The sequence below is a fragment of the Pseudomonas sp. B21-032 genome (assembly GCF_024748965.1).
In the GTDB taxonomy this organism is placed as follows: domain Bacteria; phylum Pseudomonadota; class Gammaproteobacteria; order Pseudomonadales; family Pseudomonadaceae; genus Aquipseudomonas.
The window spans coordinates 4497870-4510589 of record NZ_CP087180.1 but is presented as its reverse complement, the minus strand read 5'-3'; the positions used below and the strand labels follow the sequence as shown (position 1 = coordinate 4510589).

Sequence of the window (12720 nt, the reverse complement as noted above, 5' to 3'; positions counted from 1 at the left end):
CTTTTGTCGATTGCCAAGGATAACCGGGGCTTTGGTCGAGCTGCGGTTGCCTGTGCACGGGGAATGCCGAATAATCGCGTGATTGAGAATTGCTAGCATCGGCCAATGACTCCTGTATCTATTAGCACCTCCAACATCCTTGCCATCGAGGACGATCCGGTCCTGGGTGCCTACCTGCGCGAAGAGCTGCAACGCGGCGGCTTCAAGGTCACCTGGTGCCAGAATGGCAAGGAGGGCCTGCAGGTCGCGCAGAGCAGCCGCTTTGATGTGGTGCTGATGGATATCCTGCTGCCCGGCCTCAACGGCCTGGATGTACTGGCGCAGTTGCGCAAAAGCAGCTCGACGCCGGTGATCCTGATGTCGGCGCTGGGCGCCGAGGCCGACCGCATCAGCGGTTTCAAGCGGGGCGCCGATGACTACCTGCCCAAGCCCTTCAGTATGGTCGAGCTGCAGGTTCGCATCGAAGCGATTCTGCGCCGGGTAGCGCTGGAGCGGCGCCACCAGCAACCGGCTGCGATGCTGGCCGGTGAACTGCGCTTCGACGAAGAGGCCAGCGATGTCTGTTATGGCCAGCAGTGGGCGGGGCTGACCCTCAGCGAGTACCGCCTGCTCGACACCCTGCAGCGCAGCGATGAAGAGGTGTTGAGCAAGGCCTTCCTTTATCAGCAGGTGTTGCAGCGCGGCTATGCTCGCCACGATCGCAGCCTGGACATGCACGTCAGCCAGATCCGCCGCAAGCTCAAGGCCATCGGCTACCTGGAGCGCGAGGTGCGCACGGTGTGGGGCAAGGGCTACGTGCTCAGTAGCGTCGAGGTGCATTGAGGTGCCCAATCGTCATTCCGTGTTCTGGAAACTGGCGATCCTGCTGGTGGGCTTCTGCCTGCTGATGATCGGCCTGAGCTGGACCTGGGGCCGGCACATGGACACCCAGAACGCCTTCCTTTCCGAACAGGCCAAAAGCATCCTGCAAGGCTATGCCAGCGATGCCGAGCAGGCCTGGCTGCAAGGCGGGCAGGCCGGTATCGACGCCTGGCTGGCGGCGGTGGGTGAAAAGGAAAGCGGCTGGGTCGGGGTGATCGGCCCGAACCTGCAGTCGTTGAGCAGCACGCCGCTCAACGAGGCTGAAAGCCGGCGCCTGACCTTTCTGCGCGGCATCGACTGGCCAGTAAGCCCGCGCGCGATCGGCATGCCGTGGATGCGCCTGCCGTTCCCGCAACAGCCACATTTGGGCACCCTGGTCATGGAGCTGCCGCAGCGCCTGGCGCCGGGGCAGTACCGGGTGCTATGGCGAGTGGTGACCAACGGCATCATCCCCGGGCTGTTTACCTTGCTGTTGTGCGTAGGCCTCTACCGCATGCTGGTTGTGCCGCTGATCCAGTTGCGCGAGCAGGCCAATGCCTGGCGCGCCGACCAGCTCTCGGCGCGGGTCGCCAGCAGCACTACCAGCCGCCAGGATGAACTGGGCGAACTGGGCCGCGCTTTCGACGACATGGCCGAACGCCTGCAAGGCACGGTGGCCTTGCAACAGCAGCTGTTGCGCGACCTTTCCCACGAGCTGCGCACGCCCTTGAGCCGCTTGCGCGTGGCCTGCGACAGCGAGGCGGATGCCGAACAGCTACGCGTACGCCTGGGCCGTGAAATCGACTGCATGCAGCATCTGGTTGAAGACGCCCTGCAACTGGCCTGGCTCGATACCGAGCGGGCGCCATTGAGCAAGGAGCCGATCCAGGTCCAGGCCCTGTGGGAAATGCTCGCCGAGGATGCCTGCTACGAAAGTGCCTGGCCGGCCGCGCAACTGCGCTGCGGGCTGGATGCCTCGTGCTGGGTGCAAGGCAACCTCAACAGCCTGGCCCAGGCCCTGGAGAACATCCTGCGCAATGCCATTCGGCATTCCTCGGCCACGGGGGTGATCCGTCTGGACGGGCGGCGCCAGGGCGATACCTGGCTGATCTGGCTGGAAGACCAGGGTGGTGGCGTCGCCGAAAGCGAGCTGGAGCGCATTTTCGCACCCTTTACCCGCCTGGACGGATCGCGCCCCGGCGATGGTGGCTTCGGGCTGGGCCTGAGCATTGCCCGCAATGCCGTGGTCCGCCAGGGCGGGCGCTTGTGGGCGCAGAACACCGGGCAGGGCTTGCGCCTGAACATGCAGCTGCCAGCAGTGTGATCTCCTTTGTGTGCGGCGGTGCGGCGACCCGACTTGACCCCCGATAGGGCCGCAACAGGCTCCGCAATCCCAGCTTATAGCTCGCAGCTATAACCCCAACACATTGCGTGATATGGGCAAATCCCGTTTGCCGGTATGATAGGCGCCCCCGCAGTCTGGATTGCGAATACGCCATGACCTTGCAGTACCCAACCATCGCCGATTGCGTCGGCAACACGCCTCTGGTCCGCCTGCAGCGCATTGCCGGCGAAACCAGCAATACCCTCCTGCTCAAGCTTGAAGGCAACAACCCGGCAGGCTCGGTCAAGGACCGGCCGGCGCTGTCGATGATCACCCGCGCCGAGCTGCGTGGGCAGATCAAGCCGGGCGATACCCTGATCGAAGCGACCTCGGGCAACACCGGCATCGCTCTGGCCATGGCGGCGGCGATCAAGGGTTACAAGATGATCCTGATCATGCCCGACAATTCCAGCGCCGAGCGCAAGGCGGCGATGACCGCCTATGGCGCCGAGCTGATCCTGGTCAGCAAGGAAGAGGGCATGGAAGGCGCCCGCGACCTGGCCGACCGCCTGCAGGCCGAAGGCCGTGGCCTGGTGCTCGACCAGTTCGGCAATGGCGACAACCCTGAAGCCCACTACGTGAGCACCGGCCCGGAAATCTGGCGCCAGACCCAGGGCAGCATTACCCACTTCGTCAGTTCCATGGGCACCACCGGCACCATCATGGGCTGCTCGCGCTACCTCAAGGAGCAGAACCCGGCGGTGCAGATCGTCGGCCTGCAGCCGATGGAAGGCTCGGCCATCCCCGGTATCCGCCGCTGGCCGCAGGAATACCTGCCGAAGATCTACCAGTCCGAGCGCGTTGACCGCGTGGTCGACATGGCCCAGAGCGAAGCCGAAGAAACCACCCGCCGCCTGGCCCGGGAAGAGGGCATTTTTTGTGGCGTGTCCTCCGGTGGTGCAGTGGCAGCCATGCTGCGCCTGTCCCGCGAGCTGGAAAACGCCGTAATGGTGGCGATCATTTGCGACCGTGGCGACCGTTACCTGTCGACCGGCATTTTCGATTCAGTGAACTGATGTCCAAGAACAAACGTAACAGCGGCCTGCGCTTTCAGCCGGCCGGTGGCACCCGCGCGCCACAGATCCCCACCGGCAAAAAGCAGCGCCTGAGCATCGAGCGCCTGGCCGGTGACGGCCGGGGCATCGCCTTTCTCGACGGTCGCACCTGGTTTGTCAGTGGCGCGCTGGCCGAGGAAGAGGTCGAAGCGCGGGTGCTCAACACCCACGGCAAGGTGGTCGAGGCGCGCCTTGAGCGGGTGTTCAGTGCCAGCCCGGCGCGCCGCGAGGCCCCGTGCAAGCACTTCGACCGCTGTGGCGGCTGCAACCTGCAGCACCTGCCCCATGCCGAGCAACTGGCGCTCAAGCAACGCCTGCTGGCCGAGCAGTTGCAGCGGGTTGCCGGCGTGCAGCCCGAGCATTGGGCCGCGCCGCTGAGCGGTCCGGAATTCGGCTACCGGCGCCGGGCGCGGGTTGCGGTGCGTTGGGACAACAAGGCAAAACAGCTTGAAGTCGGTTTTCGCGCCGAAGCCAGCCAGGACATCGTCGCCATCGACGACTGCCCGGTGCTGGTACAACCCTTGCAGTCGATCATGCGTCACTTGCCTACGCTGTTGCGCAGCCTGAGCAAGCCGCAAGTGGTGGGTCACGTCGAACTGTTCAGCGGTACCGCGCTGGCGCTGCTGTTGCGCCACACCGGGCCATTGGGTGAGGGCGACCTGGCGCGCCTGCAGGCGTTCTGCGCCGAGGCCGGTGCGCAGCTGTGGCTGCAAGGCGAGGGTGAACCTTTGCCGCTGGACGCCGGTCAGAGCCTCGGTTTCCGCCTTGAACCGTGGAACCTGGAGCTTGCGTACCGGCCGGGCGATTTCGTCCAGGTCAACGCCCAGGTCAACACCGCGATGATCGAGCAGGCCCTGGCCTGGTTGGCGCCGCAGGCCGATGAGCGCGTGCTCGACCTGTTCTGCGGCCTGGGCAACTTTGCCTTGCCGCTGGCCCGGCAGGCCAAGGAAGTGGTGGCGGTGGAAGGGGTGCAGGCGATGGTCGAGCGGGCCGCCGCCAATGCCCGTAGCAACAATTTGCATAACACGCAGTTTTTTCAGGCCGATTTATCGCAGCCTTTGGCGGCGTCGGGCTGGGCCGCAGGAGGCTTTTCTGCGGTACTCTTGGACCCACCGCGTGATGGTGCATTTGAGGTTGTGCGAAAAATCGCAGACCTCGCCGCGAAACGTCTTGTTTATGTATCGTGCAATCCGGCGACCCTGGCCCGCGACACCGTTGAACTGGTCAGGCAGGGTTACCGGTTAAAAAGTGCCGGGATTCTCGACATGTTTCCTCAGACGGCGCATGTCGAAGCCATGGCGTTATTCGAAGCGGGTTAGCCAGGCTGACGCGTTCGGCGCTGCACCTTGGGTCCGGCAGGGGCAGCACCAGTGATTTCAAGCGCATCGCGAATGCGCTGTAGGGAAAGGTAAACAAAGATGGTACAGGTGAGAGTGCACCAGCCGGTCAACACCGACGGCAGTATCAATCTCGAAGCATGGCTGGATCATGTGGTGAGCGTCGACCTGGCGCTGGACCGGGAGGCCCTCAAGGCCGCTTGCGAGTTCGCCCAGGACATCGAAAAAAAGGGCAACCCGGCCAAGCATTCCTGGGCCGATGGTACGTCGAGTTTCCAGGCCGGCCTGGAAATCGCTGAAATCCTGGCCGACCTCAAGCTCGACCAGGACTCGCTGGTCGCCGCGGTCATCTACCGCGCCGTGCGCGAAGGCAAGGTGACCCTGGCTGAAGTCGGCCAGCGTTTTGGCCCGGTGGTCTCCAAACTGATCGACGGCGTGCTGCGCATGGCTGCCATCAGTGCCAGTCTCAGCCCGCGCCAGTCGCTGGTGCTGGGCTCGCAGGCGCAGGTCGAGAACCTGCGCAAGATGCTCGTGGCAATGGTCGACGACGTGCGCGTGGCGTTGATCAAGCTGGCCGAGCGGACCTGCGCGATTCGCGCGGTCAAAGGCGCCGACGACGAGAAACGCAATCGCGTCGCCCGCGAAGTCTTCGATATCTACGCACCGCTGGCCCACCGACTGGGCATCGGTCATATCAAGTGGGAGCTGGAAGACCTGTCCTTCCGCTACCTCGAACCCGATCAGTACAAGCAGATCGCCAAGCTTTTGCACGAGCGCCGGCTGGACCGCGAGCGCTTCATCAGCGACGTGATGAACCAGCTGCAGAACGAACTGCTGGCCACCGGCGTCAACGCCGACATCAGCGGCCGGGCCAAGCACATCTATTCGATCTGGCGCAAAATGCAGCGCAAGGGCCTGGAATTCAGCCAGATCTACGACGTGCGCGCAGTGCGCGTGCTGGTCCCGGAAATGCGCGACTGTTACACCGCGCTGGGTATCGTCCACACCCTCTGGCGGCACATTCCCAAAGAGTTCGACGACTACATCGCCAACCCCAAGGAAAACGGCTACCGCTCGTTGCACACCGCGGTGATCGGCCCTGAGGGCAAGGTCCTCGAGGTGCAGATCCGCACCCATGCCATGCACGAAGAGGCCGAGCTCGGCGTCTGCGCGCACTGGCGCTACAAGGGCACCGACGTCAAACCCAGCTCCAACCACTACGAGGAGAAAATCTCCTGGTTGCGCCAGGTGCTGGAATGGCATGAGGAGCTGGGCGACATCGGTGGCCTGGCCGAACAGCTGCGCGTTGATATCGAACCGGACCGGGTCTACGTATTCACCCCCGATGGCCACGCCATCGACCTGCCCAAGGGCGCCACGCCGCTGGACTTTGCCTACCGGGTGCACACCGAGATCGGCCACAACTGCCGCGGGGCGAAGATCAACGGCCGCATCGTGCCGCTCAACTACAGCCTGCAGACCGGCGAGCAGGTCGAGATCATCACCAGCAAGCACGGCAACCCCAGCCGCGACTGGCTGAACTCGAACCTGGGCTACGTCACCACCTCGCGGGCGCGGGCGAAGATCGTCCACTGGTTCAAGCTGCAGGCCCGCGACCAGAACGTCGCCGCCGGCAAGACCCTGCTCGAGCGCGAACTCAACCGCCTGGGCCTGCCGCAGGTCGACTTCGAACGCCTGGCGGAAAAAGCCAACCTGCGTACCGCCGAGGACATGTTCGCTTCGCTGGGCGCCGGGGACCTGCGCCTGGCGCACCTGGTCAACGCCGCGCAGCAACTGGTCGAGCCCGAGCGCAGCGATCATGTCGAGCTGGTGCCGCGCAAGGCCACCGGCTACAAGCCGGGCAAGCGTGGCGACATCCAGATCCAGGGCGTCGGCAACCTGCTCACGCAAATGGCCGGTTGCTGCCAGCCGCTGCCGGGCGATGCGATTGTTGGCTACATCACCCAGGGCCGTGGCGTGACCATCCACCGTCAGGACTGCGCCTCGGTGCTGCAACTGGCCGGGCGCGAGCCGGAGCGGATCATCCAGGTCAGCTGGGGGCCGGTGCCGGTACAGACCTACCCGGTGGATATCATCATCCGTGCCTACGACCGTCCGGGCTTGCTGCGTGACGTTTCCCAGGTCCTGCTCAACGAGCGGATCAACGTGCTGGCGGTCAACACCCGCTCGAACAAGGAAGACAACACCGCACTGATGTCGCTGACCATCGAGATTCCTGGCCTGGATGCCCTCGGGCGCCTGCTGGGGCGGATTTCGCAACTGCCGAACATCATCGAGACGCGGCGTAACCGTACGCCGTAAGACTGCTATCGCGGGCCAGGCCCGCTCCTGCAGGCATCCTCTGTGGGAGCGGGCTTGACCCGCGATAAGGAACCCAAGATGTATACCCTAGACGACCTGCTCCACCTCATGGCCCGCCTGCGCGACCCGCAGCATGGCTGCCCGTGGGACCTCAAGCAGACCTACGCGACCATCGTCCCCTACACCCTCGAAGAAGCCTACGAAGTGGCCGACGCCATCGAGCGCAGCGACTTCGAGCACTTGCAGGGCGAACTCGGTGACCTGCTGTTCCAGGTGGTCTACTACAGCCAGCTGGCACGCGAAGAAGGCCGTTTCGAGTTCGATGGCGTGGTCGACAGCATCACCCGCAAGCTGATCCGCCGCCATCCGCACGTATTCCCAAGCGGTGAACTCTACGCTGCCCTCGACACACCCAAGCTCGACGAAGCCCAGGTCAAGCAGCGCTGGGAACAGATCAAGGCCCAGGAGCGCGCCGAGAAGGGCGAGCCCGAGCAGTTGTCGTTGCTCGACGACGTGCCGGCCGCGTTGCCGGCCTTGTCGCGGGCGGCCAAACTGCAAAAGCGTGCCGCCCAGGTCGGTTTCGACTGGCCGCACGCCTTGCCGGTGCTCGACAAGGTTCGCGAAGAACTCGACGAAGTGCTGCAGGCCATGGCCGATGACGACAGCGTGGCCCTGGCCGACGAGCTTGGCGATTTGCTGTTCGCGGCGGTCAACCTGGCCCGGCACCTGAAGGTCGACCCGGAAAACGCCCTGCGCGGGGCGAACAAAAAGTTTGAGCGACGTTTCCGTTTTATCGAACAGGCATTGCGCGACATAGGCCGTCCGATTGAAGATTGCACCCTCGAAGACATGGATGCGCTCTGGGGCGAAGCCAAACGTCAGGAAAAGAACCTGCCCAGCTGCGGCTGAGCTGTTGCATAAGTGAGTGAACGATGAGCCTTTCCCTTCGCGACCAATTGCTCAAGGCCGGTCTGGTCAACCAGAAACAGGTCAAGCAGGTCAGTAAAGATCAGAAGAAACAAAAGCGCCTGGAGCACAAAGGCCAGGTCGAGGTCGACGATACCCAGCAGCGGCTGGCCAAGGAAGCCATGGCGGAAAAAGCCAAGCGCGACCAGGAGCTCAACCGCCAGCAGCAGGAGAAGGCCGAGCAGAAGGCCCGCGCCGCCCAGGTCAAGCAATTGATCGAAGTCTCGCGCCTGCCCAAGCTGACCACCGAGGACTACTACAACTTCGTCGACGACAAGAAGGTCAAGCGTCTGTCGGTCAACGCCCTGATGCGCAGCAAGCTGAGCAGCGGTTCGCTGGCCATCGTGGCCCATGGCGGTGGTTACGAAGTGATCCCCCGTGAAGCGGCGCTGAAGATCCAGGAGCGCGACCCGCAGCGCATTGTCCTGCTCAACACCCAGGTTGACGAGCCGGATGCCGACGATCCGTACGCGGCCTACGTGATCCCTGACGATCTGATGTGGTAAAGACGACAAACCCCGCTTCGGCGGGGTTTGTTTTTTCTGGAGGGGGTTATTGCTGTTGCCGTCTGTTCTCGAGGTATTCCAGCTCGATGCGGTAGCTGTGGGCCTCATGCTCGTTGTGGAACATGCCGACCAGCTCACCCTGCTGATGCACATCCCAGATGCGCACGCCTGCAGCCAGGCCTTCGTGAGACATTTTGCTTTCGTCGCGCTCAGTTACTTTGACAGTCATCTGCAAACTCCACTTTCAGTTAACTGCGGCACCGTGTCGCAGGTCTCTTTTATAGAATTTGTTAGCAGGCTAAGTAAATAAACGGCGCATGAAACATCTTTCATGTCCCTGTGGGGGCGGGCTTGCCCCGCGATGCGATGTGACTGGTAGCCTGCGATCGCGGGGTAAGCCCGCTCCTACCAAGGGTGTAAAAAAACCCCGCACTTGGCGGGGTTTGGGGTGTTACCAGCAGTCAGGCAATCAGTTGCCCTTGACTGTCTTGCCGTCGACCGTGCCGTCCTGCAGGACGATCACGTACTCCTTGCCGTCGGTCTCGACCTGGCGCAGTTGCACCAGCAGGTAATCCCAGTCCTTGGCGAACCACAGCTCGGTGATGCGCTTGCTCTGGCTCGGGTCGCGCACGCGCTCGACCTTGATGGCATCGACCTGGCCGGTCTTGGTGGTGACTTTCTCGCTGCCCAGGACGCGGAAGTCGTAGGTGTCGATCTCGTCGCCATCGACCACCTGGTAGCTCACGCTCTTCTTGCCGGCTGCCACGTCATGTTGCAGGGCCAGTTGATAGGTGGACTTGTCGAGCACACCGCGGTTGAGCGGCAGGTTGATCGCGTCGCCGCGGTCGGTGCCGGTGATCTTCTTGCTGCTCCAGTCGAAATCCAGATCGACCTTCTTGGCCTTGCCCAGGCCGCCACGTTCGAAGTGGTAGGTCTGGGGCAGCAGGGTGTCCTTGTCCAGCTTCAGGGTACTTTGCTCAGTCAGGCTGGCGATCATCATCGACGCCTTGAAGTTGAGGTCCCAGGTACCGTTGGCGTTCATTTTCAGGCTGCGCTCGGCAGTGCCGCTCATGGGCAGTTGCTTCCAGTCGGCGGTGTAGCTGGCCGAGAATGGCTTCAGATCGGCTGCCTGCAACGGCAGCGCGAGCACGGCGAGAGCGAAGAGCAGGGCACGACGCATAATTTCTCCTAGGGTCGAATCAAGTGGCCGCTGGCCGCCAGAGGCTGGCCATCCAGTAGAGCACCGTGCTCGCCCAGGCGCAAACGGCCCTCGGCAAACCAGCGCACCGCCAGCGGATAGATCAGGTGTTCCTGGCTGTGAACCCGCTGTGCCAGACGTTCTGGCGTGTCATCCAACTCTACCGGTATCACTGCCTGTACGACCAGCGGTCCGCCATCGAGTTCCTCGGTGACGAAGTGCACGCTGCAGCCATGCTCGGCATCGCCGGCTTCCAGCGCCCGTTGATGGGTGTGCAGGCCTTTGTACTTGGGCAGCAGGGAAGGGTGGATGTTCAGCAGGCGGCCCTGGTAGTGACGGACGAAGCCGGCACTGAGGATGCGCATGAAACCGGCCAGCACCACCAGTTGCGGGCGGTAGCCATCGATCAGTTCGACCAGTGCCGCGTCGAATGCCTCGCGGCCGTCGAAGGCCTTGTGGTCGAGCACGGCGGTGGCGATACCGGCGTCTTTGGCGCGCTGCAGGCCATAGGCGTCGGCGCGGTTGGAGATGACCGCGCAGAGCCGCACCGGGCTGTCGCCGGTGCGGGTGCTGTCGATCAATGCTTGCAGGTTGCTGCCGGTGCCGGACAACAGCACCACGACATCACAGGTCTTGCTCGGCATCAGTGTGCCTTGACGTTCTTCAGCTCAACCTGGGCAGCGCCTTCGGCGGCGATGCCGATCTGGCCGATGACCCATGGCTGCTCGCCGGCTTCACGCAGGACCTTCAGGGCGATGTCGACCTGGTCCTGGGCGACGCAGATGACCATGCCGACGCCGCAGTTCAATACGCGGTGCATTTCGTGCTCGTCGACGTTGCCTTGCTGTTGCAGCCAGTCGAACACCGCCGGGCGATTCCAGCTGGCCACGTCAACCACAGCCTGGGCGCCTTTTGGCAGGACGCGCGGGATGTTGTCGAGCAGGCCGCCACCGGTGATGTGGGCCATGGCCTTGACCGCGCCGGTGTCCTTGATCAGCTTGAGCAGCGGCTTTACGTAGATGCGCGTCGGGGCCATCAGCAGTTCGGTCAGCGGCTTGCCGTCGAGCTGGACGGTTTCGATGTCGGCACCGGAAACTTCGATGATCTTGCGGATCAGCGAGTAGCCGTTGGAGTGCGGGCCGGACGATGGCAGGGCGATCAGCGCGTCGCCAGTGGCAACCTTGGAGCCGTCGATGATTTCGGCTTTTTCTACCACGCCAACGCAGAAGCCGGCCAGGTCGTAGTCTTCGCCTTCGTACATGCCTGGCATTTCAGCGGTTTCACCGCCGACCAGGGAGCAACCAGCCAGTTCGCAGCCAGCGCCGATACCGGTGACCACGGTAGCGGCAACGTCGACATTGAGTTTGCCGGTGGCGTAGTAGTCGAGGAAGAACAGCGGCTCGGCACCACAGACCACCAGGTCGTTGACGCACATGGCGACCAGGTCCTGGCCGATGCTGTCGTGCTTGTTCAGGTTCAGTGCCAGGCGCAGCTTGGTGCCGACGCCGTCGGTGCCGGAGACCAGAACCGGCTGCTTGTAGCCGGCCGGGATCTCGCAGAGGGCGCCAAAACCGCCCAGGCCGCCCATGACTTCCGGGCGCGCCGTGCGCTTGGCAACGCCTTTGATGCGTTCGACCAATGCTTCACCGGCGTCGATGTCTACACCGGCGTCCTTGTAGCTCAGGGAGGGTTGCTTGCTCATGATCCAGGCCTTTAGGGGGGAGGGATTCAGGGGAATCGACCGTGACCTGCCAGGCAAGGCGGAGGGAATCCGGCTGCCTGACCGTCGCCGGTCTGCGAAGGCGCGCGATTTTATCAGGGTTGCCCGGTAGCGGCCATCCTCAGGCCGACGGGCAGGGCCTTAAATGTTGCGAAAAATACGCTTTAACAGTGCGCGACTGGTTGCCACGGCGCAGGCTGTATAAGGTATAGCAAAGGCGATGGGCGCAATTTGCCGCCAGCGGTTGAATGTTTTACCGGGTGCTGCGGTCTGAGCTGCGTCCGTTTTTGTCGCCCACGCTTCTTTATTACCTGGACAGGAATCCTCCATGCGTTTGCGTAATTACCTGGCCGCCGGCTGTCTGGCCCTGTTCGGCCTCTCGGCTCAGGCCGAAACCCTCTCCGGCCTTTATCAGGTCCGCGAACCGGTCACCGGCCAGGGCGCCGAAGCCCGTACCCAGGCCACCGAAAAAGCCCTCGAAACCCTGGTGTTGCGCCTGACCGGCGACGCCAAGGCTGTGCAAAGCCCGGGCCTGGCTGCGCTGCGCAAAGACCCGCAACAAATCATCAGCCAGTTCGGCTTCGAGGCCGGCCCGCCGGAAACCGTGCTGGTCGACTTCGACCCGGGCAGCACCGAGCGCGCCTTGCGTCAGGCGGGCCTGGCCCTGTGGGGCAATAACCGGCCAGCGATCCTCGGCTGGTGGTTGAACGACAGCATCGAAGGTTCGAACCTGGTCGGCGACGGCCAGGGCAGCGCCGAACCGCTGCGTCGCGCCGCCCAGCACCGCGGCCTGCCGCTGCGCTTGCCGCTGGCCGATCTGCAGGAGCAACTGGTGGCAACCGGCAAGAATCTTGAAGGCACCGACCCGGCGCCGCTGCGCGAGGCTTCCGAGCGCTACGGCGCCGATGCCTTGCTGGCGGTGCACGCCAGCGAAGCCGATGGCAAATGGCAGGGCAAGTGGCGCCTGTGGCTGGGCGAGCAGCGCGAGCAGGGCACTGCCGAGGGCGCTGATCAGGCGGCCCTGGCCGATGCCGTGATGCTCGCCGTCAGTAACCGCCTGGCGCCGCGCTTCGTCGCCCGTCCAGGGGCCAGCAGCGAAATGCAGGTGCAGGTCCAGGGCATGACCCTGGAACGTTATGCCGAACTGGGCCGGGTGCTCGAGCCTTACGGCGCGCGGCTCAAGGTGGTGCAGGGCGATACCCTGACCTACCAGGTCACCGGCAACAGCGATCAGTTGCGCGCGCAACTGGGCCTGGCCAAGTTGCAGGAGCTGCCGGCCGATGCGCCCGCGGCACCTGCAGCCGTCGATCCGGCCAACCCCGGGGCAACCCAGGCCGCCGCCCCGCAACCCTTCAACGGGCTGCGTTTTCGTTGGTAAACCCTGACCTGGCC

Annotated in this window: 12 protein-coding genes; 8 read left to right on the top strand and 4 right to left on the bottom strand. The window is 63.8% G+C overall.

The window, feature by feature from the left end; translation table 11 throughout:
• Positions 1–105 precede the first annotated feature (105 nt).
• The 7 genes from LOY54_RS20790 (at position 106) to LOY54_RS20760 (ending at position 8410) form a co-directional block, all read left to right on the top strand.
• Positions 106–822, top strand: a complete 717-nt coding sequence (locus LOY54_RS20790) for a response regulator transcription factor (protein ID WP_045195578.1) — start codon at positions 106–108, stop codon at positions 820–822.
• Between the two features lies 1 nt (position 823).
• Positions 824–2164 carry a sensor histidine kinase gene (locus tag LOY54_RS20785; protein ID WP_258607765.1) on the top strand — a complete coding sequence of 447 codons (1341 nt, stop codon included), beginning with the start codon at positions 824–826 and terminating at the stop codon, positions 2162–2164.
• 173 nt (positions 2165–2337) lie between these two features.
• Positions 2338–3240: a cysteine synthase CysM gene (gene cysM / locus LOY54_RS20780; RefSeq protein ID WP_045195576.1), complete on the top strand. Its 903-nt coding sequence runs from the start codon at positions 2338–2340 to the stop codon at positions 3238–3240.
• Positions 3240–4598 (top strand): 23S rRNA (uracil(1939)-C(5))-methyltransferase RlmD, encoded by a 1359-nt coding sequence (rlmD, locus tag LOY54_RS20775; protein ID WP_258607762.1) that lies wholly within the window; start codon positions 3240–3242, stop codon positions 4596–4598. The genes cysM and rlmD overlap by 1 nt, the downstream gene beginning before the upstream one ends.
• 99 nt (positions 4599–4697) lie before the next feature.
• A complete protein-coding gene (gene relA, locus LOY54_RS20770) occupies positions 4698–6938 on the top strand; it encodes a GTP diphosphokinase (protein WP_045195574.1) in 2241 nt (746 codons plus the stop codon).
• Between the two features lie 78 nt (positions 6939–7016).
• The gene (gene mazG, locus LOY54_RS20765; protein WP_093380294.1) at positions 7017–7847 is read left to right on the top strand and encodes a nucleoside triphosphate pyrophosphohydrolase; all 831 of its coding nucleotides are present in this window, start codon (positions 7017–7019) and stop codon (positions 7845–7847) included.
• A gap of 23 nt (positions 7848–7870) precedes the next feature.
• Positions 7871–8410 carry a DUF2058 domain-containing protein gene (locus tag LOY54_RS20760; RefSeq protein WP_258607761.1) on the top strand — a complete coding sequence of 180 codons (540 nt, stop codon included), beginning with the start codon at positions 7871–7873 and terminating at the stop codon, positions 8408–8410.
• A 46-nt stretch (positions 8411–8456) separates the two neighbouring features.
• Here the strand turns inward: LOY54_RS20760 and LOY54_RS20755 are convergent, their stop codons facing one another.
• The 4 genes from LOY54_RS20755 to purM all read right to left on the bottom strand — a co-directional run bounded on the left by LOY54_RS20755 (position 8457) and on the right by purM (position 11310).
• Complete coding sequence (locus LOY54_RS20755; protein WP_038993913.1) at positions 8457–8639, bottom strand: hypothetical protein; 183 nt, start codon at positions 8637–8639, stop codon at positions 8457–8459.
• 240 nt (positions 8640–8879) lie between these two features.
• On the bottom strand, positions 8880–9590 hold the full coding sequence (locus LOY54_RS20750; protein WP_195884837.1) for a DUF3108 domain-containing protein: 711 nt from the start codon (positions 9588–9590) through the stop codon (positions 8880–8882).
• A gap of 8 nt (positions 9591–9598) precedes the next feature.
• A complete protein-coding gene (purN, locus tag LOY54_RS20745; protein ID WP_258607759.1) occupies positions 9599–10252 on the bottom strand; it encodes a phosphoribosylglycinamide formyltransferase in 654 nt (217 codons plus the stop codon).
• Positions 10252–11310, bottom strand: coding sequence for a phosphoribosylformylglycinamidine cyclo-ligase (purM, locus tag LOY54_RS20740; RefSeq protein ID WP_045195563.1), 1059 nt, complete (start codon positions 11308–11310; stop codon positions 10252–10254). The genes purN and purM overlap by 1 nt, the downstream gene beginning before the upstream one ends.
• A gap of 346 nt (positions 11311–11656) precedes the next feature.
• Here purM and LOY54_RS20735 point away from each other — a divergent pair, with 346 nt between their 5' ends.
• Positions 11657–12706, top strand: a complete 1050-nt coding sequence (locus LOY54_RS20735) for a DUF2066 domain-containing protein (RefSeq protein WP_258607757.1) — start codon at positions 11657–11659, stop codon at positions 12704–12706.
• The last annotated feature ends 14 nt before the right edge of the window (positions 12707–12720 follow it).